At 53.9% G+C, this 23,101-nt stretch carries 27 protein-coding genes and 3 tRNA genes; 13 read left to right on the top strand and 17 right to left on the bottom strand.

What is annotated here, in order from left to right:
* Positions 1–216: 216 nt before the first annotated feature.
* The 8 genes from RVY89_RS15965 to RVY89_RS15930 form a co-directional block, all read right to left on the bottom strand.
* On the bottom strand, positions 217–699 hold the full coding sequence (locus tag RVY89_RS15965) for a YjjA family protein (protein WP_371899468.1): 483 nt from the start codon (positions 697–699) through the stop codon (positions 217–219).
* A gap of 83 nt (positions 700–782) precedes the next feature.
* A complete protein-coding gene (gene dnaC / locus RVY89_RS15960; RefSeq protein ID WP_013095461.1) occupies positions 783–1,520 on the bottom strand; it encodes a replicative helicase loader DnaC in 738 nt (245 codons plus the stop codon).
* A complete protein-coding gene (gene dnaT, locus RVY89_RS15955) occupies positions 1,517–2,062 on the bottom strand; it encodes a primosomal protein DnaT (RefSeq protein ID WP_484825835.1) in 546 nt (181 codons plus the stop codon). The genes dnaC and dnaT overlap by 4 nt, the downstream gene beginning before the upstream one ends.
* A gap of 148 nt (positions 2,063–2,210) precedes the next feature.
* A complete protein-coding gene (locus RVY89_RS15950; protein ID WP_008502092.1) occupies positions 2,211–2,639 on the bottom strand; it encodes an organic hydroperoxide resistance protein in 429 nt (142 codons plus the stop codon).
* Positions 2,640–2,722: 83 nt separating this feature from the next.
* Entirely contained in the window at positions 2,723–3,175 is a 453-nt protein-coding gene (locus RVY89_RS15945) for a MarR family winged helix-turn-helix transcriptional regulator (RefSeq protein WP_033146484.1), read from the bottom strand.
* Between the two features lie 41 nt (positions 3,176–3,216).
* Complete coding sequence (locus tag RVY89_RS15940) at positions 3,217–3,858, bottom strand: TetR/AcrR family transcriptional regulator (RefSeq protein WP_484825834.1); 642 nt, start codon at positions 3,856–3,858, stop codon at positions 3,217–3,219.
* A gap of 68 nt (positions 3,859–3,926) precedes the next feature.
* Positions 3,927–4,400 carry a threonine/serine exporter gene (locus tag RVY89_RS15935; protein WP_371899472.1) on the bottom strand — a complete coding sequence of 158 codons (474 nt, stop codon included), beginning with the start codon at positions 4,398–4,400 and terminating at the stop codon, positions 3,927–3,929.
* Positions 4,391–5,167, bottom strand: coding sequence for a threonine/serine exporter family protein (locus tag RVY89_RS15930; RefSeq protein WP_484825833.1), 777 nt, complete (start codon positions 5,165–5,167; stop codon positions 4,391–4,393). The genes RVY89_RS15935 and RVY89_RS15930 overlap by 10 nt, the downstream gene beginning before the upstream one ends.
* 404 nt (positions 5,168–5,571) lie before the next feature.
* On the opposite strand from RVY89_RS15930, the gene RVY89_RS15925 reads away from it, so the two are divergent.
* Positions 5,572–6,309, top strand: coding sequence for a helix-turn-helix transcriptional regulator (locus tag RVY89_RS15925; protein WP_484825832.1), 738 nt, complete (start codon positions 5,572–5,574; stop codon positions 6,307–6,309).
* A complete protein-coding gene (bglJ, locus tag RVY89_RS15920; RefSeq protein WP_484827944.1) occupies positions 6,306–6,941 on the top strand; it encodes a DNA-binding transcriptional activator BglJ in 636 nt (211 codons plus the stop codon). Before RVY89_RS15925 ends, bglJ begins: the two co-directional genes overlap by 4 nt.
* 38 nt (positions 6,942–6,979) lie before the next feature.
* Here the strand turns inward: bglJ and RVY89_RS15915 are convergent, their stop codons facing one another.
* Complete coding sequence (locus RVY89_RS15915; RefSeq protein ID WP_008502085.1) at positions 6,980–7,438, bottom strand: YbaK/EbsC family protein; 459 nt, start codon at positions 7,436–7,438, stop codon at positions 6,980–6,982.
* 328 nt (positions 7,439–7,766) lie between these two features.
* On the opposite strand from RVY89_RS15915, the gene RVY89_RS15910 reads away from it, so the two are divergent.
* Entirely contained in the window at positions 7,767–9,113 is a 1,347-nt protein-coding gene (locus RVY89_RS15910; RefSeq protein WP_484825831.1) for a PTS sugar transporter subunit IIC, read from the top strand.
* Between the two features lie 82 nt (positions 9,114–9,195).
* Here the strand turns inward: RVY89_RS15910 and fhuF are convergent, their stop codons facing one another.
* Entirely contained in the window at positions 9,196–9,984 is a 789-nt protein-coding gene (fhuF, locus tag RVY89_RS15905) for a siderophore-iron reductase FhuF (RefSeq protein WP_484825830.1), read from the bottom strand.
* Positions 9,985–10,079: 95 nt separating this feature from the next.
* Positions 10,080–11,144 (bottom strand): GGDEF domain-containing protein, encoded by a 1,065-nt coding sequence (locus RVY89_RS15900; RefSeq protein WP_371899477.1) that lies wholly within the window; start codon positions 11,142–11,144, stop codon positions 10,080–10,082.
* 215 nt (positions 11,145–11,359) lie between these two features.
* On the opposite strand from RVY89_RS15900, the gene RVY89_RS15895 reads away from it, so the two are divergent.
* The gene (locus RVY89_RS15895; protein WP_484825829.1) at positions 11,360–11,629 is read left to right on the top strand and encodes a DUF1435 domain-containing protein; all 270 of its coding nucleotides are present in this window, start codon (positions 11,360–11,362) and stop codon (positions 11,627–11,629) included.
* Positions 11,630–11,670: 41 nt separating this feature from the next.
* Here the strand turns inward: RVY89_RS15895 and RVY89_RS15890 are convergent.
* The 4 genes from RVY89_RS15890 to rsmC all read right to left on the bottom strand — a co-directional run bounded on the left by RVY89_RS15890 (position 11,671) and on the right by rsmC (position 13,201).
* Positions 11,671–11,756 (bottom strand) — tRNA-Leu (locus RVY89_RS15890).
* 42 nt (positions 11,757–11,798) lie between these two features.
* Positions 11,799–11,885 (bottom strand) — tRNA-Leu (locus RVY89_RS15885).
* Positions 11,886–11,913: 28 nt separating this feature from the next.
* Positions 11,914–12,000: transfer RNA gene (locus RVY89_RS15880), tRNA-Leu, on the bottom strand.
* 172 nt (positions 12,001–12,172) lie between these two features.
* The gene (gene rsmC, locus RVY89_RS15875; RefSeq protein ID WP_368525959.1) at positions 12,173–13,201 is read right to left on the bottom strand and encodes a 16S rRNA (guanine(1207)-N(2))-methyltransferase RsmC; all 1,029 of its coding nucleotides are present in this window, start codon (positions 13,199–13,201) and stop codon (positions 12,173–12,175) included.
* A gap of 102 nt (positions 13,202–13,303) precedes the next feature.
* Between rsmC and RVY89_RS15870 the strand changes: the two genes are divergently transcribed.
* The 8 genes from RVY89_RS15870 to RVY89_RS15835 all read left to right on the top strand — a co-directional run bounded on the left by RVY89_RS15870 (position 13,304) and on the right by RVY89_RS15835 (position 19,666).
* Positions 13,304–13,717, top strand: a complete 414-nt coding sequence (locus RVY89_RS15870; RefSeq protein WP_033144572.1) for a DNA polymerase III subunit psi — start codon at positions 13,304–13,306, stop codon at positions 13,715–13,717.
* Positions 13,686–14,129, top strand: coding sequence for a ribosomal protein S18-alanine N-acetyltransferase (rimI, locus tag RVY89_RS15865; protein WP_008502078.1), 444 nt, complete (start codon positions 13,686–13,688; stop codon positions 14,127–14,129). Before RVY89_RS15870 ends, rimI begins: the two co-directional genes overlap by 32 nt.
* Before the next feature lie 20 nt (positions 14,130–14,149).
* Positions 14,150–14,827 (top strand): pyrimidine 5'-nucleotidase, encoded by a 678-nt coding sequence (yjjG, locus tag RVY89_RS15860; RefSeq protein ID WP_008502077.1) that lies wholly within the window; start codon positions 14,150–14,152, stop codon positions 14,825–14,827.
* Positions 14,828–14,918: 91 nt separating this feature from the next.
* The gene (gene prfC / locus RVY89_RS15855) at positions 14,919–16,508 is read left to right on the top strand and encodes a peptide chain release factor 3 (protein WP_028015433.1); all 1,590 of its coding nucleotides are present in this window, start codon (positions 14,919–14,921) and stop codon (positions 16,506–16,508) included.
* 299 nt (positions 16,509–16,807) lie between these two features.
* Positions 16,808–17,425: a molecular chaperone OsmY gene (gene osmY / locus RVY89_RS15850; protein ID WP_484825828.1), complete on the top strand. Its 618-nt coding sequence runs from the start codon at positions 16,808–16,810 to the stop codon at positions 17,423–17,425.
* 127 nt (positions 17,426–17,552) lie between these two features.
* Entirely contained in the window at positions 17,553–17,714 is a 162-nt protein-coding gene (locus tag RVY89_RS15845) for a DUF1328 domain-containing protein (protein ID WP_003856556.1), read from the top strand.
* A 120-nt stretch (positions 17,715–17,834) separates the two neighbouring features.
* Positions 17,835–18,887, top strand: a complete 1,053-nt coding sequence (locus tag RVY89_RS15840; protein ID WP_371899481.1) for a patatin-like phospholipase family protein — start codon at positions 17,835–17,837, stop codon at positions 18,885–18,887.
* Positions 18,884–19,666 carry a TatD family hydrolase gene (locus tag RVY89_RS15835; protein ID WP_484825827.1) on the top strand — a complete coding sequence of 261 codons (783 nt, stop codon included), beginning with the start codon at positions 18,884–18,886 and terminating at the stop codon, positions 19,664–19,666. Before RVY89_RS15840 ends, RVY89_RS15835 begins: the two co-directional genes overlap by 4 nt.
* On the opposite strand, the gene RVY89_RS15830 is transcribed toward RVY89_RS15835, so the two are convergent.
* Together RVY89_RS15830 and RVY89_RS15825 are read right to left on the bottom strand one after the other, a co-directional pair.
* Entirely contained in the window at positions 19,661–20,521 is an 861-nt protein-coding gene (locus RVY89_RS15830) for a YjjW family glycine radical enzyme activase (protein WP_484825826.1), read from the bottom strand. The two genes, RVY89_RS15835 and RVY89_RS15830, sit on opposite strands and share 6 nt — an antisense overlap.
* Positions 20,496–22,043, bottom strand: a complete 1,548-nt coding sequence (locus RVY89_RS15825; protein ID WP_484825825.1) for a YjjI family glycine radical enzyme — start codon at positions 22,041–22,043, stop codon at positions 20,496–20,498. Before RVY89_RS15825 ends, RVY89_RS15830 begins: the two co-directional genes overlap by 26 nt.
* Positions 22,044–22,305: 262 nt before the next feature.
* On the opposite strand from RVY89_RS15825, the gene deoC reads away from it, so the two are divergent.
* On the top strand, positions 22,306–23,085 hold the full coding sequence (gene deoC, locus RVY89_RS15820) for a deoxyribose-phosphate aldolase (RefSeq protein WP_023310320.1): 780 nt from the start codon (positions 22,306–22,308) through the stop codon (positions 23,083–23,085).
* Positions 23,086–23,101 lie beyond the last annotated feature (16 nt).

Below are 23,101 nucleotides of genomic sequence, written 5' to 3'. Positions count from 1 at the left end.
TCATACAATGTAATTGCGATGTCGTTAAGCTGCAATTTTAGTGTCACGAAAGTGTGCTGTTGTTAGGATTTGGTTTAGAAAATCGTTTTTATGAAGACGGACACATCCTGACAAACGGACGCTGAGACGGTGGCAGGTGGGAAAAACGCTCGTTTAGCGCCGCGCTGCAAGACTATCGCATTAAACGCGGCGTGTTGTGGCAGAAAATGGGGTGGATCAGGAGATGAAATTAACGCCTTGTTTCAGCACCAGATCGCAGGCTTTGGTTTTCACCTGTTTTGCCAGAGAAGAGTTGCCGAGGGTGCTCAGGTTAAGCTGCTGGCCGTTTTGCGCATTAAGCAGGCCCTGAATGCCGTCCATATAGTTGGTGTCCGCTTTCTGCTCCTGAGTATCCAGACCCAGTTTACCCAGCACCTGGTTTTTCACGTTTTGCGCGTCGGTCACCGAGGCCAGCTTTTGCTTCGCGCAATATTCCAGAATCCCCGCCGCGTTGTTCATCGTGCCCGCGCTCAGGCTCTGGCCGCTGTTGCCCAGCAGGCTGGTGAGGGAAGAGGCGGAGAGTCCACCCTGAGAGCTGCTGCTCTCTTTGGTCAGCTCATTCGCTGCGCTTGACAGGGACTCCTGCCAGGACGCCGCTTGCGCTGCGCCGGTCATCAGCAGCGCGCCTAAAAAAGTGCTGATTAGAATCTGTTTTTTCATCATGGCTCTCTCAAAAAGGTCCGTTTTGGGCCGAAGGGGTTCCAGTATATACCTATGCCCTGGCGGCGATTCCTGGAACTGTCTTAATACTCTTTGCCGGTAACGCGGCTGCGGTAACTTTCCCAGTCGAAGATGACATAAAGACTGTTACCCAGCTTCATGCGATCCATGACGCGTTCCCCCAGCAGGCGGGTCATCTCGTCGATATTGTGGTTCGTCAGCATGCCGGTAGGGCGTTTGGACGAGGAGCGGCGATCGACAATCTGGTTGATGATCACCTTTTCATAGCGGGATTCTGTCTGAACGCCAATCTCGTCGATAACCAGTAAATCGACGTTGCTCAGATCGTTCAGCAGCTGTTCTTCGCTGGTTTCGCGGTTGCTGAAGGTGTCTTTCATTGCGGACATGATATCGGCCACGGTGATGATAAGAACCGATTTACCCCGCAGAAGCAGCTCGTTGCAGATCGCGGCTGCAAGGTGGTTTTTGCCGGTGCCCGGCTTGCCGCTAAAAATGAAGCTGGCGATATTGCCGTCGAATTCATCCACGTACTGCCGGGCGGCAGCAAGGGCGTTCATCTGCCCGTTGGTCTCGATTTTATAGTTATCGAACGAGCAGTTCTGGTGCAGGGGACGAATACCGGAACGGTTAAAGGTGCGCTGCATTTTCATCGCCCGGTTTTCCCTGGCGAGCGCGGCGGCGCGGATCTCACCTTGCTCTTTTTGCCACGCCAGCAGCTCTTCACCCGTGGTGAACGCGGGCTTCACGTTGGCAGGCATCATTTTTTGCAGACGTTTCATCAGGTCGCCGACGTTCTTCATTTCGCACCTCGGAATCCGCTGGGGATCTGTTTATCCGGTTCTGAAAACGCGTTGATATCGCGTTTTGGCTGCCCATTGTTGCCAGCGCGGGTGATTTGAAGATGACGCGCAAGCTTTTGCTGCCACTGAATGTGAGTGAACACTTTCCCTTCCGCCTGCCACCAGGCGGTAAACGCGGCGAGCTCTTCCGCGGTGGCCGGTTGGGTTAACGCTATGCCCCACAGCGCCGCCTGCCGCTGAAAATCCGCATCCGGTTGCCAGCCCGCATAGAGGGCAAATTTGCCCATCGGGACGGTCACGGGGACGTTAACCGGTTCATCAAAGAACTGGCTGTCCAGCGTGACATCGCTCGCCGGGCGTGTCAGATGCGCTTCAATCTCCAGAAGCTGCGCCAGGCGTTCCGGCGTGATTGCGTAAAACGCCGGAGCGTTGTCGGCAAAAACGGCAACCGTGCCGCCTTCGGCGTGGGTCAATACACCGCGAGGGTCGCGCATAAAGGCATCGATGCCAGCAATGCTGGTAGTCAGAATTCTGGAGGACATAACGCTTACTCTACTGATTACTACGGGCGTGATATGGGCTTATGGTAGCACAGAGAGGGGAAAGGGAAGGAGGGGATTTCCCCGGTGGCGCTGCGCTTACCGGGGCTACAGTCATAGGCCGAATAAGCGCAGCGCCATCAGGCAGTTATCACGCGATGATATTCAGGGTCACGTCGATGTTGCCGCGGGTTGCGTTAGAGTACGGGCAAACAATGTGCGCCGCATCGACCAGCTTTTTGGCTTCCGCAGGATCCATACCCTCAACGTGGATGTTCAGTTTTGCTTCGATACCAAAACCGGTTGGCAGTGGGCCAATACCCACTTCGCCTTCAATAAAGGCATCTTTTGGCAGGGTAAATTTGTCGCGTGCGGCCACGAACTTCATCGCGCCCAGGAAGCAGGCAGAGTAGCCCGCGGCAAACAGCTGCTCAGGGTTCGTCACGTCTCCGCCCATGCCGCCCATCTCTTTTGGCACGCCCAGTTTTACGTCCAGTACGCCATCGGAAGATGTCGCGCGGCCGTCACGGCCACCGGTTGCTTTTGCTTTGGCGGTATAAACAACTTTTTCTAAAGACATGGCAGGTTCCTCATCTTGCTTTAATGTGTGCTATTAAATAGCGTGCGATATATATGGGTGATAATCACGCGTAAAGTACAGCTTTACGCGCGGTGTAGCTGTTGTCGCAAAAGTTCGAGCTGCTGTTTGAGTGCCAGCAAAGTATCGGTATCACACTGTGCTGCGCAACCCACCGCATGGGGAATACCCAATGCCTGCTGCTGAAGTTCACGTCCTGCTTCACTCAGGGTGACGGCGACCTGACGTTCGTCTTTGCGTGAACGGTGACGGTTGATGAGCCCGCCACTTTCCAGGCGTTTTAACAGCGGCGTCAGCGTCGCAGAGTCCAAAAACAGGCGTTCGCCGATATCCGACACCGTGACGTCATCCTGCTCCCACAGCACCAGCATCACCAGATATTGCGGGTAAGTCAGGTTCAGCGGTGCCAGCAGTTGCCGGTACAGCTTATTAAGCGCCAGATTTGCCGAATAGAGAGCAAAACAGAGCTGGTTATCCAGCTTGAGCGCAGCGGTTGCGTCGTTCGTTTTCGCGTTCATGAGATGAATATAGGTAGTGCGCGATTTAATTGCAAGCAATTTTATGGGCAGGTGTAGCGGAGAGCCACCTGAACGGCCATTTTGCGGTAGTGCTGGCGCTGAGCCTGTTCGTTTGCGCCTTCTTCAAACAACAGCGTAAAGGTGTAGCTGTTGGCAACGTAGTGAAAGCTGAAGCTGCTTATCAGACGATGAAGATCGCGGGCGTCAACCGTCTCACTGAAGAGCTGTTTTTCTTTTCCCCGGCGCAGGATCTCCTCCAGCAGATCGAGCGCGCTGCGGTTGACCTGGCGAAGATAGCTCGACTGCTGCATAAAGCGGCCGCGCTGCATGTTTTCCATGCAGATAATTCGGATGTAGTCAGGGTGGTCGGCATGATAGTCAAAGGTGGTTTCAACCAGGTTGACCAGCGCTTCGACGGGGGGCATTCCCGCCAGGCTTAGTGCTTTTTCACTGGCGCGAATCTGGGTGTAAACATGTTCCAGAACCAGAAGATAGAGATTCTCTTTATTCTTAAAATGGTAAACCACCATGCGTTTGGTGGTACCCGCTTTCTCCGCAATCTGCTCCATGCGGGCACCGTTCAATCCATACTCGGCAAACAGTGCGATGGCGCTCTGAAAAATTTTCTCTTTCAGGCTGGATTCTTCGCTGTGCTCGGGGTGTTCGCTGCCAGGGTTAGCCACATCCTTTCCTTATTTTTCACCAAACGGACCAGAAGGATTATCTCCACGGCAGCGAAATAACACAAATATCAAACGCGTGGGCGTTTGCGGTACAGCCACAGCCCGGGGATCGACAGCCCGACGGAGAGCGCGCCGACGATGGACGACGCCTTAAGAAAGTTGCTCAGGAGAAGGATCATCTGAGGCTCTGTGTAGCCAAAATGACTGATTTTCACCGCGGAAATCATCGCCGTATACGCCGATATGCCCGGGAACATCGGGATCACGGCGGCGACGGTGAACACTTTGGGATGCGCCAGATACCAGCGCGACCACTGGATGCCGATACTGCCAACCAGCATGGAGGCCATAAATGTTGACCATTCGATGTTAAAACCCGCGGTCATCATCACCATGCGTGAGCCATGACCAATCGCGCCCAGCAGCGCACACCACCGCAGAGCACGTTGCGGAACGTTAAATACCATCGCAAAGCCAACGGCAGGAATAGCGGCCAGAAGCATGTCTTGGGCCAGCGCCAGCAGAAAATCTATCACGCCCATCCGCGTAACCCCCAGAGAGTCATAGCCATCACTACGCCGATACAGGTCGCCAGCGTCAGCAGGCTGGCAATAGCCCAGCGTGCCAGACCGGTATTGATGTGCCCTTTAAACATGTCGGCGACGGCGTTAATCAACGGAAAGCCCGGGACCAGCAGAAGCACGCTCGCGGCCATGGCAATCGTCGGGGTAGTGGCAAACTGCGGCAGGCGCAGCAGCAGGCCGGAAACCGTGGTGGCGACAAACGCGGTAATGCAGAAGTTAATTTGCGGATGCAGCTGCCGGTGCGTCAGCATCTGGCGAACATACATAGCGATACTGCTGGCAAAAAAGGTGACGATCGCGCCGTCCCAGCCGCCTTTATTGAGCTTACAAAAGCAGGCGCACGACAGCCCTACCATCAACACGACCAGCCAGCGCGGATAACGTAATGGCTTAATTTGGTTGAACCGTTTTTCAATTTCATGGAGATCGAGAAGCTTGTGTTCAGCAAGGATGACGATGTGCTGCACTTCGGTCACGACGTGCATGTTAATGCCGCGGTCGTGGTTTTTGCGGGTGGAAGTCAGGCACTGACCGTCTTTGATTGTGGTCAGCACGATGGCGTTGGATGAAATAGCGCTTTCAACGCTATCCATACCCAGCGCCAGCCCCAGCCGTGTGGAAAGCTCTTCAACCAGCGCGCTTTCCGCACCGTGCTGGAGCAGAAAAAGACCGCACTGAATACATAGCCGCGTGATTGCACGCTGCGTTGACCGATCTGCCTGCATGTATTGTCCTGAAGAAAATGGAAAGTTGCCGGTTGGCCCATAGCGATTACTTTTAGCACAAAATGCAGAGCCTCTTGCTGTGGGCCAGATCAAGGTTTATGCAAACAGTTGCTGCCCCTAAGTGCGGAAGGGGGGTTATTCATCATTTTGGTGAATTATTTTTATTCAAAGATAAGTTATATATATTTAGTTATTCTAATTTTATATTGTAGTTATTTTAATGACACTGCAATTAAATTTAATTTCGCTTTGTGAGATATTACTGCTGTTTAGGCATTTCTTAAACTACGAATACATCTCATCTTCTGCTTGTATTAACCTGCTTTACATTCAGAGACGAAAATACTCATACGTTGATGCGTTTTAACGTTACTCATCAAATGAAGAATGGACACGGAGGGTCTATGTTGTCTTTGCACGGTAAGCATAGCGTTATCATTAGCCGGATACCGGTGATGCAAAACGGGTTAGGGGGCGTAATGACTCGCCATTTCCCCGATTTTGAATTGACCTATTGCGGCTCGTTGCAGGAGTTAACTCTGCTCCAGTTAAGCCGCGCTGACGTCATCATTGCCGATATATCAGGCGAATACTGGAATCCTCGGGGCGCGCTCGAAGAGTATTTCAGTTTATTGAATCAATACCGGAACATTCACTGGATCTTTTTAGTTTCGCGGCCGCTTAACCCTATTGCCGTTGAGTTACTTGTGCGCCCGGAAAGTACGTTGCTTTCTGATATGGAACCCATTGAAGGCCTGGTTAATGCTATCCGGGCAGGCAGGGAACGCGCAGAGCGGGTCAGCCAGACGTTGTTAGCCCCTGAAAATAAAAGTACGGAGGATGAAGACGAACACGTTATTACGCTAACGTACTCTGAACGCAAAGTATTGCGACTGTTAGGTAAAGGATGGGGTATTAACCAAATCGCCACGTTGCTCAAGAAGAGCAATAAAACCATCAGTGCGCAGAAAAACAGTGCGATGCGACGGCTGTCATTACGCAGTAATGCCGATATGTACGCCTGGATAAACAGTATAAAGGGAATGCGAGAGCTGAGTTTGATGTCAGCCTATGGAGAGTTCGAGGAATGGAAAAAACCGATTCAACAAGACATATCGCCATCGTCGAAAATTGCACGATGAGTGCTGTTGGGCTCCAGCATCTTTTTGCGATGCCCGGCCTGGATCATTATCAGCTGCATCTGTTTAGTGAATTTGACAGCTTTAAGAAAGCACTTCATCACGTCAATTTTTTCTCGCTGATCTATTCATATTCCGATGCGCGAGAAGAGCGTCGTAGCTGCCTGGCGCACCTGCGGGATTTTGCGTTTACGCATAGCCATATCCAGCGCATTATCCTGGTCGCTGACGAGATGGAAGCAAGATTAATTAGTCATCTTTCCCCGTCACGCCTTCACGGTGTGGTCAGTAAATCGCTGACGCTTGAGAGCCTGCAGAAGGAATTCATGGTGTTGTTGAGTGAAACCCTGCGCATCAATGACAATATGATGAATCACTGGTACCGGAGTCAAAGCAGAATGTTAAGCCCAACGGAACGGGCAATATTGCGGTATATGTCTTGCGGCTATTCCATTCCTCAAATCGCGGCACAGCTTGAACGCAATATTAAGACCATTCGGGCGCATAAGTTTAATGCGATGGTGAAGCTGGGGGTGAACTCTGACGTAGGGCTGCTCGATGCGGCGGATATTATTACCCACCTTCCGCTAAGAGAAGCGCAAAGTTCGGTACTCAGCAAGCCGACCTTTTTATAACCTGCCTGTTGCGCGCCAGACAGGCTCTGGCGCATCAATCAGATGCAAACATCAACCCATTTTGCGGAAGTCAGCTCTGCCATTCTGTCAGGTGAAATACGCACGGCACTATGAATTGCGCCTGCGGCGGGCAGGACTTCGGCGTACTGCTTTAATGAGATATCGCAGTAAACCGCGAGCGGGTTTTCCAGGCCAAACGGGCACACGCCGCCAACGGGGTGACCGGTGATGGTCACTACTTCATCACTGCTGAGCATGCGCGCTTTCGCACCAAACGTGTCTTTCAGCTTTTTGTTATCCAGGCGCGCATCGCCTTTCGCCACCACCAGAATCACCTCATTTTTCACCTTTAATGACAAGGTCTTGGCGATTTGTCCCGGTTCAACACGATGGGCGGCAGCAGCCAACGCAACGGTAGCGGTACTCTGGCTAAGTTCAATTACGTCTATATCCGGCGCGTTGTCGGCAAAAAACTGCTGTACAGACTGCAAACTCATTGTTTCCTCCTGACAAATATCCTGCGTAATCTGTCATAAGAAATTATGCTCTGTAAATATCTCTTCAGTAACAAATATCCCAGACGGCTGATTTCTGGATCCTCTTCACATTCACAGAAACCGGTTACAGTAACCGGTTGCAGAGCGTGATGCGTCGATTAATACTGAGTACGTAACGTCCCCTGTATCCAATAATAAGAGCAAATTATGAAACCATTCCGTCTGAGCAGTACCACTGGTACACAAGCCAGCAAGGTTGTGAAGCTGATTTATGGAACAACGTGCGGCGCGAAAGTGCCCGTAACAAACGCCTGACAGGAGATCTGCCATGTCTGCCAACCATGCTGCGTTTAACCTGATATTCCGTTTCGTTGAAAATTACGTTAGCCCGATTGCCGGGCGGATCTCTTCCCAGCGTCATGTTATGGCTATTCGTGATGGATTCATCTCCGCGATGCCATTTATGATTGTGGGTTCGTTTTTGTTAGTGTTCGCTTACCCACCTTTTTCGCCTGATACCACGTGGGGTTTCGCCCGCGCCTGGCTGGATATGGCGAAGCAGTTTGAAGGCCAAATCCTGACGCCGTTTGATATGACGATGGGCATTATGTCCATTTATATCTGTGCGGCCATCGCCTATAACCTTGGCAAGCACTACGTCAAATCTCATCAGCTGGACCCGTTTATGTGCGCCATGCTGTCGCTGATGGCGTTTCTGCTGGTCGCGGCACCGAAAACCAAAGGCACGCTGCCAGTCGATAGCCTGGGTGGGACGGGCATTTTTACCGCGATTCTGGTGGCGATCTACTGCGTTGAGATGATGCGTTTCCTCAAGGCGCACAACATCGGTATTCGCCTGCCAGACCAGGTACCTCCGATGATCAAAAACTCTTTTGATCTGCTCATCCCTGTGCTGGTGGTGGTGTTGACGCTCTATCCTCTGAGCCTGGTCATTCAGTCTCAGTTCGGCATGCTGATCCCACAGGCTATTATGTCGGTCTTTAAACCTCTGGTTTCCGCAGCGGATTCCCTGCCTGCGATCCTGCTGGCCGTGTTGATTGGTCATCTGCTGTGGTTCGCCGGGATCCACGGCGCCGCCATTGTCTCCGGGATGCTGCAGATGTTCTGGCTCACTAACCTGGGCGCGAACCAGACCGCTCTGGCCGCCAGCCAGCCTCTGCCGCATATTTTTATGGAGGCGTTCTGGACGTTCTTTATCGTGATTGGCGGGTCGGGCGCCACGATGGGTCTGGTGATTTGCTATCTGCGTAGCCGTTCAGCGCATTTACGCTCTATCGGACGTTTGAGCGTGGTACCCAGCTTCTTTAACATCAATGAACCTGTCATTTTCGGTACGCCGATTGTGATGAACCCGGTGTTCTTTATTCCGTTCCTGCTGGCACCGATGGTTAACGCCGTGCTGGCGTGGGCGGCGATGACGTTTGATTTGATTGGGCGCGTCATCTCAGTAGTTCCCTGGACGGCACCGGCGCCAATAGGCGCAGCATGGGCCCTGGGCTGGGATTTCCGCGCGGCTATACTGGTTGTGGTTCTGGCCTGCGTATCGGCAATCATCTACTTCCCGTTCTTCAAAGTGTATGAGAAGCAGCTGCTTGAGCAGGAAGCGGAAGAAGCGCAGCGTAGCGCGGAAGAGGACAATCAGCAGGTGGCATAGGTAAAAACAGAACGGCAACGCAGGTTGCCGTTTTTTGTTTTGTAGGCCCGGTAAGCGAAGCGCCACCGGGTAATTCACTGCTCTACTTCAGCGTGCAATCCCCGCACTGCTTAACGTCCGGCAGGCGATAGCGCTGGCAGCAGGTGCGGCGAACCAGAAGCCCATCACGGAGTACAACGGTACGGAATAGCGGGTTGTCACGGCCATCGGAAAGCTGCCTGGCAAAGAAACAGGACTGACGCAGGGCCTCAACGTTCTCATCACCGAGCAGCGGCTTCATTTCCGTTAAATACCAGTGGATTAAATAGCCTGTATTGCTCCAGATAAGTTTCCCGTTAATCTCTCCCGTCGCTTCAAGCGCTTCCACCACCGGGATCAGGGCCTGAGTGATAAGCTGCTCCATGCGTTCCTGAGCCGTCAGGCGTTCCGCGTTCTGGTCTTCGTGCAGATCAATCCAGAAGCAGGCCGCACGCCCGGTTTCGTGAAACTCGACGTGGAAATTATCCGGCGAGAGTTCCAGCATGCTCTTCTGTGTTAACAGCGCCAGCATGAGGGGAGGCACCATCAGCCCGATATACCACTGCGCCCAGAGAGAGAGCAGGGGTTTATTTTCCCGCGTAAGGGTGGGCTGATTGCGATAGATATGGTCGGAATAGGTGGCCAGCAGCGACTGCAGTTTTGCCGGTTGGCGCCACTCTGAGAGCGTCATGGCGTGGTTCGGGTGCGCTTCATCTAGCCGGATAAAGTCCAGCAGGTGGGCGCGCGTTTCGGCAATCTTATCCCGTATGGCATCCGCAAGCGAAGCATTCCCGCTGGTGAGGGGCGCTCGCCAGAGGATGGGTTCGACGATGTGTGCGGTTTGCGTGGCCATAGTATAGATAGAAATCTAAATGATAATGATTGCCAATCCTAACTATTGATCATACCAATGGCAAGACTTTTGTCCGGGTGAAATCGCAGTGATGTTTACGCCGTCTGCAGCTCTTCACTCAACAGAATGTTATTACGCCCCATATGCTTTGCTTCGTAGAGGGCTTTGTCCGCTTTTTCCAGCGCGCCTTCCACGTCATCATCCCCGAAAATGGCAATACCAATGCTGATGGTGACGTTTGTCGCGACGCTTTCGTTAAACAGATGCGGGATTTTCAAATCGTAGACTTTCTGACGGATCCGCTCGGCCGTCTGGCGGGCATGCTCAAGTGAAATGTTGGTCAGCAGCACCATAAATTCTTCCCCGCCAAAACGCGCCACAATATCGCGAGAACGCACGGCGTCGCGGATTGCCGCAGAGACGCGCTTCAGCGCCTGGTCGCCCATCATATGGCCATAATGATCGTTATAGGCTTTGAAGTGGTCGATATCCATCAGCAGGACAAAGTGCTCGCCATTTTCTACCGTCGGCAGGTTCTCCAGACGGCTTTGCAGACCGCGACGATTATAAAGCCCGGTAAGCGGGTCCATCATGCTTAGATCGGTAAGGGTTTCTCGCTCTTCCAACAGGCGAGAGAGCAACTCCTGAGCGAAACGATCGTTACGTGTTTGCAAAATGTTATGAATAGCAATTGCCACCACAGGAAGTGCGAAAGAATAGGTCATTCTCAGCCATATATCGTGATCGCTTAGCCACATGCAGACAATAAAGGTGGGTAAAGAGTGCAGCGTAAATGCTTTGATATTACTGGCGAATGCCAGCGTTCCAATAAAAAGTACCGTTAATAGGGCGATTAACAAATACGTCGCGTGGTCGTGGGTAATTAAGGCGAATTTAGACACAATTTGCCAGGCCCACAAAATACCGAAGATCCCTGAAACAACGGGAATATTTATCTTCCGCGCGCGCTTTCTCCAGTGCCAGACGAACAGGCCGGTGCTGATGGAGAAAATAGCAATAAGTGGCGCAGATAACAGGCGTACAGAATTGAGCGGATTTGTTACCGAGAACACCGCTGAGATTGCGTTAAGAAATAAAAATAAACGTAACGACAATTGATATTTTCTGTGAACCAAAGACCGCCAGGATTGTGATGTCATAGTCGTGCGTTTTTATTAAAATCTAATTAAAACAAATAAGTAGGTGCCGTTTCGCAATAAAACATGCAAAAAACCCAAAGAGTAATTATCAGAAAATCTTTAGAGGTTGTTAACAGGTGTGCAATTTATCACCTTAGGCAATTCCTGTCATTACGGGAAAGGTAAAGGTCGATGGATTTTGATTCATTCAGCTGACAAATGATAATACATATCATATGATATTGATTATCATTATTGTTGTGAGAGGGCATAGCATGTGGAACAGGGCGCTTGGCAGTGGTTGGGGGGTATTGCTACCGGGAGCCATTCTCGGCGGGTTGATGTTTGCCGATCTCTCCCTTGATACCTGGAAAGCAATCATTGTGTCAGGCCTGTTAGTCACGTCAGGCATGATCTGGCATAAGCAGCTGCGCCACTTTGTTTTACTGCCATCATGCGTAGCACTGGTCAGCGGAATTCTGGTGATACTGATGAGTTTGAAATAACAGGGAAAACAAGAGGTACTTCAGGAGGAATGTAAGATAATTGGTGCGAGGGGGGGGACTCGAACCCCCACATCCTAAGGACACTAACACCTGAAGCTAGCGCGTCTACCAATTCCGCCACCTTCGCACAGTCATCTTACTATTTATAGCTATGTTGATATCGCCTCGTTGGTGCGAGGGGGGGGACTCGAACCCCCACATCCGTAAGGACACTAACACCTGAAGCTAGCGCGTCTACCAATTCCGCCACCTTCGCCCAGTGCGAGCAATATCATCGTGATTTATGGTGCGAGGGGGGGGACTCGAACCCCCACATCCGTAAGGACACTAACACCTGAAGCTAGCGCGTCTACCAATTCCGCCACCTTCGCATACCATCGATACTGTAAAAGTATCGTAACCACGGAGGCGCATTCTAGATGTTTTCAGCTTTACGTCAACAGAAAAGTGCGCGCGACACCTTGATTGCTGCAAAAATGGCCGATGAAGGCGCCATGCGGAGCCGGATGGTGCTTGCACTTATCCGGCCTGCATGAGTAGAGATTACTTTTTGGCCTGACGCGTCATTACGGTACGGTAGACCTTAAAGCGGCCGGTCTGGGCGATCACTTCGTGGAAACCGAAGGTTTCATCCAGCACTTTCGGGTACGCCAGGAAGGCGTTCGCGACAATACGCAGCTCACCGCCGCTGTTGAGGTGACGGACTGCGCCACGGATCAGCGTTTGCGCTGCTTCAAGACTGGTCTCCATGCCGTCGTGGAACGGCGGGTTGGAGATAATCATGTCGAAGCGACCGGTGATGTCGGAGAAGACGTTGCTGGCAATCACCTCGCCTTCAATGCCGTTTGCGGCAAGCGTTGCGCGGCTGGCTTCAACCGCCGGGGCGCTCACGTCACAGAGGGTTAAGCGCACCTTTGGCGAATGGCTGGCGAGCACTGTAGAGAGCACGCCCGCGCCGCAGCCCACGTCCAGCACTTTGCCTTTGGTGTGCGGCGTCAGGGTGGAGAGCAGCAGCTTGCTGCCCGTATCCAGCGCGTCACGGCTGAACACGCCCGGCAGGGTTTTGATGGTCAGGCCGTCAAGCTGGTACTCGTCCCAGTAAGCCTGTGGATCAAACGTTGTCTGTTTTTCCAGACGGCCATGGTACAGACCACAGCGGCGAGCGCTGTCGACTTTATTCAGCGGCGCGTAGCCTTCGAGCATCTGTTCAGCGCTACGCACGCCGCTGCGGTTCTCACCCACCACGAAAATATCGCAGCCGACCGGCAGCAGGGAGAGCAGGTTCATCAGCTGGAACTGGGCTTCCGGTTTATTCTTCGGCCAGTAGTAAATCAGCGTATCGCAGTCGGCGATATCGCTCTGCTCCGCCACCAGGCTAAAGCGCGCGCGCTCGCCCATCTGGCGGCTCAGCACCTGCCAGTGATGGTAATATTGGGTGTGGGCACGGCTTTCAGCACAGTCGAAACGCGCAGGCAGGTCGTCCTGCATATCTCCGGCAAACAGAATACGGCTTTCTTCGAAATCATCACTGTGACGCAGCAAGACTTCACTTGCCGGGGTAAATGCAGACATGAATTGTTCCTCAATAAACTCAGGCGGGGATTATAGTAGGTAGATGGCGCACTTTCGACACATTTGCTATATTTGCGCGCCTGAGAGACAGGAGTTTTCCCTATGACATCCCGACGAGACTGGCAGTTGCAGCAGCTGGGCATTACCCAGTGGGCTTTGCGTCGCCCGACGGCGTTGCAGGGCGAAATTGCCATTTCCATCCCTGCGCACGTACGGCTGGTGATGGTGGCGGAAGAACTGCCTGCCCTGAATGAACCCCTGATCGATGATGTCCTTCGCAGCCTGAAGATGACGGCCGACCAGGTTTTACAGCTGACGCCAGAGCGTGTCGCGATGCTGCCTCCTGATAGCCGCTGTAACAGCTGGCGTATCGGAGAGACAAACGAAATCCCCCTCCAGGGGAGCCAGATCTGCTCGCCAGCGCTGGACGAACTGAAAGCCAACCCAAAAGCGCGCAGCGCGCTATGGCAACAAATCTGCGAATATGAACACGATTTCTTCCCTCACGACGCCTGATCTGTCTACAGCGTTCGCGATTGAAACACGCGCCCACGCGTTTCCGTGGAGCGAAAAAACCTTCGCCAGCAATCAGGGCGAACGGTACCTGAACTACCGCCTGGACGTTGACGGCACCATGGCCGCTTTCGCGATCACGCAGGTTGTTCTTGATGAGGCGACGCTGTTTAATATCGCGGTTGATCCCGCATTTCAGCGCCGTGGGCTGGGAAGAGAACTGCTTGAGCACCTCATCCGTGAGCTCGAAACCCGTGACGTTTTCACCCTGTGGCTGGAGGTGCGCGCGTCGAATGTCGCCGCCATCGCGCTCTATGAAAGCTTAGGCTTTAACGAGGCGACAATCCGCCGTAACTACTACCCCACCGCAGAGGGACGTGAAGACGCCATCATAATGGCTCTGCCGATTGGATAATAAAAAATAAGGTTGTAACGATGAAATGGGACTGGATTTTCTTTGATGCCGACGAAACGCTGTTTACGTTCGACTCGTTCGGCGGCCTGCAGCGGATGTTTCTCGACTATAGCGTAACCTTCACCGCTGAAGATTTTCAGGACTATCAGGCGGTCAACAAACCGCTGTGGGTGGATTACCAGAACGGTGCCATCACCGCGTTACAGCTTCAGCACCAGCGATTTGACGTCTGGGCGGAACGCTTAAAGGTCAGTCCGGGCACGCTGAACGAGGCTTTCCTTAACGCTATGGCCGATATCTGTGCGCCCCTGCCGGGTGCGGTTTCCCTGCTGAATGCGTTGAAAGGCAAGGTGAAACTGGGGATCATCACCAACGGTTTTACCGCCCTGCAGCAGATCCGTCTCGAGCGTACCGGCCTGCGCGATCATTTTGACGCGCTGGTGATCTCGGAAGAGGTTGGCGTGCCGAAGCCGGATCCGCGAATTTTCGACTACGCGCTGGCGCAGGCCGGAAACCCCGATCGCGATCGCGTCCTGATGGTAGGGGATACGGCAGAGTCAGATATTCTGGGCGGCATGAAGGCAGGTCTGTCGACCGTGTGGCTCAATGCGCATGGCCGCGTGAAGCCTGAAGGCATCGAGCCGACCTGGACCGTGACGTCGTTGAACGAACTGGAGCAACTCCTGTGTAAACAATGATTGCCTGCCCCCCGTTGATGGGTAAAATAGCCGCAATTTTGTATTCCATGATGCGTGGCGTGCTGCCGCGCTTATAAAAGAAGATTTAATTATGACGTTGTCTCCTTATCTGCAAGAGGTGGCCAAGCGCCGCACTTTTGCCATTATCTCGCACCCGGATGCCGGTAAAACGACCATCACTGAGAAGGTGTTGCTGTTCGGACAGGCGATCCAGACTGCGGGTACCGTTAAAGGCCGTGGCTCCAGCCAGCATGCAAAATCTGACTGGATGGAGATGGAAAAGCAGCGTGGTATTTCGATTACCACCTCCGTGATGCAGTTCCCGTATCACGACTGCCTGGTGAACCTGCTGGACACCCCGGGTCACGAAGACTTCTCTGAAGATACCTACCGTACCCTGACGGCGGTGGACTGCTGTCTGATGGTGATCGACGCCGCGAAAGGTGTAGAAGACAGGACCCGTAAGCTGATGGAAGTTACCCGTCTGCGCGATACGCCGATCCTCACCTTTATGAACAAACTCGACCGTGACATCCGCGATCCGATGGAGCTGATGGATGAAGTGGAAAACGAGCTGAAGATCGCCTGTGCGCCAATCACCTGGCCAATTGGCTGCGGTAAGCTGTTCAAAGGCGTTTACCACCTCTATAAAGACGAAACTTACCTGTATCAGACCGGTAAAGGCCACACCATACAGGAAGTGCGCATTGTTAAAGGTCTGGACAACCCGGATCTGGACGCGGCGGTCGGGGAAGAGCTGGCCGCACAGCTGCGCGACGAGCTGGAGCTGGTCAAGGGCGCGTCTCATGAATTCGACAAAGAGCTGTTCCTGAGCGGCGAAATCACCCCGGTCTTCTTCGGTACCGCACTGGGTAACTTCGGCGTTGACCACATGCTCGACGGTCTGGTGGAGTGGGCGCCGCAGCCGATGCCGCGCAAAACCGACACCCGTGAAGTGGAAGCAAAAGAAGAGAAGTTCACCGGCTTCGTGTTTAAGATTCAGGCCAACATGGACCCGAAACACCGTGACCGCGTGGCCTTTATGCGCGTGGTGTCCGGTAAGTATGAAAAGGGCATGAAGCTGCGCCAGGTGCGTATCGGAAAAGACGTTGTCATCTCCGACGCGCTGACCTTTATGGCGGGTGACCGTTCGCACGTTGAAGAAGCCTATCCGGGCGACATCATCGGACTGCACAACCACGGCACCATCCAGATCGGCGACACCTTCACCCAGGGTGAAATGATGAAGTTCACCGGTATTCCGAACTTCGCGCCGGAACTGTTCCGCCGCATTCGTCTGCGCGATCCGCTTAAGCAGAAACAGTTGCTGAAAGGTCTGGTTCAGCTCTCCGAAGAGGGCGCCGTGCAGGTCTTCCGCCCGATTGCGAACAACGATCTGATTGTTGGCGCGGTCGGCGTGCTGCAGTTTGACGTGGTCGTTGCGCGTCTGAAGAGCGAATACAACGTGGAAGCGATTTACGAATCGGTGAACGTCGCGACCGCGCGCTGGGTCGAATGTTCTGACGTGAAGAAATTCGAAGAATTTAAGCGTAAGAACGAAATTCAGCTGGCGCTGGACGGTGGCGATAACCTGACCTATATCGCGCCAACAATGGTGAACCTGAACCTGACTCAGGAACGTTACCCTGACGTTCAGTTCCGTAAAACCCGCGAGCACTAATCCCCTCTCAGAGCACGGCTGCCGCCGTGCTCTTCTTTAATTCCTGTCTTATTAATCCCTTGCGGAATGTTCTTAATTCAACGCAATTTCGCGCTATTCGCGCGTTTTTTACCCAATTCTGAAAGCGGCTCTGTGAGAGTGATCTATATTTAACTCAGTGTTTAACACCGGGCGTGGATAAATTAACTGTTCAATGCATGACTTTAGGTTATCCATTTTGCCCGTGTGTTTATTCGCAATATATATAACTACTAAGGAAGTACGTAGCCCGAATAACGGGTCAACACAGGAATAGATCGATGAATATGACAAGACTGAAGATTTCTAAAACTCTGCTGGCTGTAACCCTGGGTAGCATTCTGGTGAGCGGTTCCGCTCTGGCGGAAAACAGCACCATGGATAAAGCACAGTCCACGGCCGACAGCGCAGGGCAAAAAATCGATAGCTCTATGAATAAAGTCGGCAATTTCATGGATGACAGCTCAATCACAGCAAAAGTGAAAGCCGCACTGGTGGATGATGAAGCCATTAAGAGCACCGATATTTCCGTTAAGACCGACAAGAAAGTAGTCACGCTGAGTGGCTTTGTTGAAAGCCAGGCTCAGGCTGAACAGGCAGTGAAAGTGGCGAAAGGCGTCGAAGGCGTTGCCTCCGTCAGCGATAAGCTGCACGTACGTGACGGCAAAAACGCGTCGGTGAAAGGTTATGCCGGTGATGCAGCTACTACCAGCGAAATCAAAGCTAAACTTTTAGCAGATGACATCGTGCCGTCCCGTAAGGTGAAAGTGGAAACCACCGATGGTGTGGTTCAGCTTTCCGGTACGGTAGATTCGCAGGCGCAAAGTGAACGTGCCGAGTCCATCGCGAAAGCGATTGATGGTGTGAAAAGCGTTAAAAACGATCTGAAAACGAAGTAAATCTGGACCATTCGCCCGTCTGGCTAACACCGGCGGGCGATATAAGAACGACTCTGGAAAAACGCCGGTGAGTGACCTGAGCGCTCACGTTTAGCGGCCGACATTAACTATGGTAAAGGAGAAGCTTATGTTTCGTTGGGGCATTATATTTCTGGTTATCGCGTTAATTGCCGCCGCATTGGGCTTTGGTGGACTGGCAGGTACAGCGGCATGGGCAGCTAAAATTGTCTTCGTTGTGGGTATTATTCTGTTCCTGGTCAGCCTGTTTACGGGGCGTCGACGTCCGTAGCAAACGCAATATTCCTTCAACAAAATAAAGCCAGTCACTGCGACTGGCTTTTTCTTATTTGCGGAACAGGTCGGGTGCGTTACTGTGGTGTTATAAAATAATCAAAACAGGAAAGCAGAGGTGGGGCAACGAATTCCCGTTACGCTCGGCAATATTGCGCCGCTGACGTTAAAACCGTTTCGCGCAGGTCAACTCGCGCTGGTCTGCGAGGGTGGGGGACAGCGCGGCATTTTCACCGCTGGCGTGCTGGACGAATTTATGCGCGCGCAGTTCAACCCGTTTGACCTTTACTTCGGCACGTCTGCCGGGGCGCAGAACCTCTCTGCCTATGTCTGCAACCAGCCCGGCTACGCGCGAAAGGTCATCATGCGCTACACCACGGCGAAAGAATTTTTTAATCCGGTGCGCTTTGTGCGCGGCGGTAATCTGATCGACCTCGACTGGCTGCTGGAATCAACTTCCAGCCAGATGCCGCTGGCCATGGACACCGCGGCCCGCCTGTTTGATAGTGGTAAAGAATTCTGGATGTGTGCCAGCCGGGGCGATGACTATTCGCCGGGCTATTTTTCGCCTCAGAAAGAGAACTGGCTGGACATCATCCGTGCCTCCAGCGCCATTCCCGGTTTTTATCGTACCGGTGCGCTGCTGGACGGCATTAGCTATCTGGACGGCGGGATCAGTGACGCCGTGCCGGTGCAGGAAGCCGCCCGTCGCGGGGCGAAAACCATTGTGGTGATCCGTACCGTACCGTCGCAAATGTATTACACCCCGCAGTGGTTTAAACGGATGGAGCGCTGGCTGGGCGACAGCAGCCTGCAGCCGCTGGTGAACATCGCGAAGCAGCATGAAACCACCTACGGCGCGATGCAGCGTTTTATTGAAAAGCCGCCGGGTAAGCTGCGTATTTTTGAAATCTATCCCCCTAAGCCGCTGCTGAGCATGGCGCTGGGGAGCCGCGTCCCTGCGCTGCGTATGGATTATAAAACGGGGCGGCTGTGCGGGCGCTACTTCCTGGCGACGGTGGGGAAAATGCTGGCGGAGCAACCGCCGCTTCATCGCCATAAACGCATTATTACGCCGCCTGCGATTGTCGCCAACGATCCCCTGACGATGCCGCTGGTGGATATTCCGCAGGCGAACGATGCTTTACTGGATAACGAGGATCTGGCGTGACGTACCGCTTTATCGATACCCACTGCCACTTTGATTTCCCGCCGTTTACGGGGGATGAAGCGCAAAGCATTGCGAAAGCGGCTGACGCAGGCGTTCAGGCCATTATTGTGCCGTCAGTGGAAGCGGCGTACTTTTCCCGCGTGCTGGATCTTTCTGCACGGCACCCCGCGCTCTATGCGGCGCTCGGCCTGCATCCGATCGTGATTGAGCGGCATCGTGCTGAGCACATTGAGAGACTTGATGAGATCCTGCAGACCGCAGGCGACAAGCTTGTCGCCATCGGGGAGATCGGCCTCGATCTTTATCGCGAGGACCCGCAGTTTGAGCGCCAGCAGACGATCCTCGACGCGCAGCTCAGGCTGGCGAAGCGTCACGATCTGCCGGTGATCCTCCACTCCAGACGCACGCACGATAAGCTGGCGATGCACCTGAAACGCATCGATCTGCCCCGCAGGGGCGTCGTGCACGGTTTCTCCGGCAGCCTGCAGCAGGCGCAGCGTTTTATCGAACTGGGTTACAAAATTGGAGTGGGTGGCACCATTACCTATCCACGCGCCAGTAAAACCCGCGACGTGATGGCACAGCTGCCGCTGTCGTCGCTTCTGCTGGAAACCGACGCGCCGGATATGCCGCTGAATGGTTTTCAGGGCCAGCCGAATCGCCCGGAACAGGCGGCGCGCGTGTTCACAGCCCTGTGTGAACTGCGAAAGGAGCCTGAAGAGGTGATTGCCGATGCGCTGCTGGAAAATACGCGGTCGGTATTTGGCATCACGCTATAGGTAAAGCGCCGGGCGGATCACCGTAATCTTCTGTTTTTCCAGCGCCCGCGCCAGCGGTTCAACGTCTTCCGGCGTGGCGCTGCGCCACGACGCCGCCTCACCGTACACGCCATGCGCATGAAACGCGTTGAGGCGTACCGGCACATTCCCCAGCCCGTGGATAAACGTCGCCAGCGGCTTGAGGTGTTCCAGATAGTCACACTGCCCCGGAATCACCAGCAGGCGGAGCTCCGTCAAGCGGTGACGATCTGCCAGCCAGCGGATGCTCTGCTTAATCTGCGGATTGTCGCGCCCGGTCAGGAAGCGGTGATGCGCGTTCCCCCACGCCTTGAGATCCAGCATCGCGCCATCCAGTACCGGCAGCAGCTTTTGCCAGCCGGTTTCGCTTAACAAACCGTTGCTGTCTACCAGGCAGGTCAGATGATGCAGGGCGGGATCGGCCTTGATCGCGGTGAACAGCGTAACTAAAAACGGTAATTGCGTTGTGGCTTCTCCGCCGCTCACGGTAATGCCTTCGATAAACGGTGCGGATTTGCGGACCTGAGCGAGGATTTCCTCCACGCTCAGGCGGTGCGCCATAGGCGTTGCCTGCTGCTGGCACAGGTGCAGGCAGGTGTCGCACTGCTGGCAGTCGCTCTCCTGCCACCAGACGCGCCCGGCCTGAATGGTCAGCGCGTCGTGCGGGCAGTGGAGCACGCAGTCCCCGCAGTCGTTGCAGCGGCCTATCGTCCACGGGTTGTGGCAGGTTTTACAGCGCAGGTTGCAGCCCTGCAGGAACAGGGCCAGGCGGCTGCCCGGCCCGTCCACGCAGGAAAAAGGAATGACCTGACTAACTAAAGCGCATCTGCTGTTCATGGCTAATCACGCGCGGCTGACGTTCCAGAATGCGGGTATTGCGTGCGGCTTCTTCCCCCAGCCACGTGGTGTTCGTTCTCGACCCTGCATCCCGGTATTTCTCCAGATCCGACAAGCGAACCATATAGCCGGTGACGCGCACCAGATCGTTACCCGCTACGTTGGCGGTAAACTCACGCATACCCGCCCTGAACGCGCCCAGGCAGAGCTGAACCACCGCCTGCGGGTTGCGTTTTACCGTTTCATCCAGCGTCAGGATATCGCTTATCCCGGAAGCGTAGTGCTTGTGATGGGGAGCCACCGCCAGCAGGTGGCTGATGGGATCCGGCTCGTCGCCGTAGGGCAGGCGAGCGCCTGGCGTGGTGCCCGAATCGGAGCTGATCCCCGACTGCGCATGAAGCATCGCGCGTTGCTTCCAGCCGTGTTTAACCGGCGTGTTTTCCACGAACGCCGCAAGCTGTGCGCTGATGCGATAGCCCAGCGCGTTGGCCTGCTCATCTTTGCCGTAACGTCCCGCGATGCCTGTTTTCTCACAGAGCGCGTTTACCGCTTCTGCCAGACCGTGCATGCCAAACATCGGCACAAACCGATCGGCATCAATCAGCCCCTCTTTTACCAGGAAGCTATTCTCAAAGAAGCCAGATTGTTCGTACAGGAAACCGCAGCGGGCATCAATGATGGCCACTTGCTGCTGGCAGTAGTGCGGAAGGGCGCGAGTGAAGAAGTCCTCAATAGACGTGCTACGTTCAGCAATGGCTTTGAGGTTAAGGCGCACCAGGGTGCTGCCACCGCCTGCAAGTGGCAGGGAGTTGTAACAGCTCACCACGCCATAACGGCCTTTTGTGAAAATTTTATCATTCACCGGGCCATTAGAAATATGCGGTTTGCTGCATTCACATATGTTTTTCGCCACCTCAAGCAGTAAATCATCCGGGGTGATCTCTGGATCAAAAATAAAGGTCAGGTTCGGCGCGACCTGCTTCAGCTCTGCATCGGCACGCAGAATGGCTCGGGTGATGGGGCCGTCAGCAGGCCCGATGTTTGCGTGCATAAACGCATCCGGCAGCGTACGGTCGAGATAGCGCCAGAAACGTTTTATTCGGCTATTGATTTCTTCTTGTGTTAGAATTCTAACATATGGTTGCAGCAACTCATCAAGCTGGCCGAGATAGACCGGCATCGATGTGACGGACGGAACATGGTGATAGAGGATGGTTAACAGCGAGAGGGCATCGTCGAGATCTTTCGCGCCTTCCAGCTCCAGCCATTCTGAACCGTTAGCCAGAAATTTTGCGTAGTCCGGCAGAACGTAACGGGGTTTGTAAGGCGCATGGCCTTCGAACATGTCGCAGATAAACCCTTCGTCCAGAGCGGCTCTTGCGGCCTCAGGAAGTGCCGGATACGGCAGGTTGTTTTCCGCTTCCAGCGCCAGAAAATGACGTTTTTGTTCCGGGGTTAACACCGGGCTTGTCACAATGTTCTGGCAACGTTGCTGCAGGGCGTCGGGGCCGGAGTGGGGCATATTCGCTTCCTTGAATGTTCTGCGGATGATGAACGGATTGTAGAAAGCCTGCCTGTTGTCGCTTTTGATCCCACAGGGGGTATTGCTGCTTTAGTCGGCAATTTGCGTACGAAAGTTTGAAGAATATCTCATTACAGTAATGCAAATTTGTACGCAGTTTTCATTAACTGTGATGAATGTCGAAGTGTGGATGCGGGTGAATGTTAGAATACTCACAGACCCGCAAGGTAAAATTTATACGGCACTGCCGTTGGAGAATGTTATGACCGATTTAACTGCAAGCAGCCTGCGCGCGTTGAAACTGATGGACCTGACCACCCTGAACGATGACGACACCAATGAAAAAGTCATCGCCCTGTGCCATCAGGCGAAAACGCCGGTGGGTAACACCGCCGCCATCTGTATCTACCCGCGCTTTATCCCGATTGCCCGTAAGACGCTGAAAGAGCAGGGCACGCCGGACGTGCGCATTGCAACCGTAACTAACTTCCCGCATGGCAACGATGATATCGAGATTGCGCTGGCAGAAACCCGCGCGGCGATTGCCTACGGCGCAGACGAAGTTGACGTGGTGTTCCCTTACCGCGCGCTGATCGCCGGCAACGAGCAGGTCGGTTTTGACCTGGTGAAGGCCTGTAAAGACGCGTGTGCGGCGGCAAACGTGCTGCTGAAAGTGATCATCGAAACCGGCGAGCTGAAAGAAGAGGCGCTGATTCGTAAGGCATCTGAAATCTCCATCAAAGCCGGTGCGGATTTCATTAAAACCTCTACCGGTAAAGTGCCGGTTAACGCCACCCCTGAAAGCGCGCGCATCATGATGGAAGTGATCCGCGACATGGGCGTGTCCAAAACCGTCGGTTTCAAACCCGCGGGCGGCGTGCGTACCGCCGAAGACGCGCAGCAGTTCCTGGCGATTGCCGACGAGCTTTTCGGCGCCGACTGGGCCGATTCCCGTCACTACCGCTTCGGTGCGTCCAGCCTGCTGGCCAGCCTGCTGAAGGCGCTGGGTCACGGCGACGGTAAGAGCGCAAGCAGCTACTAAGTTTGAATTGCCGGGT

The organism is Enterobacter sp. 3U4 (assembly GCF_057224565.1).
The sequence above is the reverse complement of the archived record's forward strand: the minus strand, read 5'-3'. Positions and strand labels throughout refer to the sequence as shown.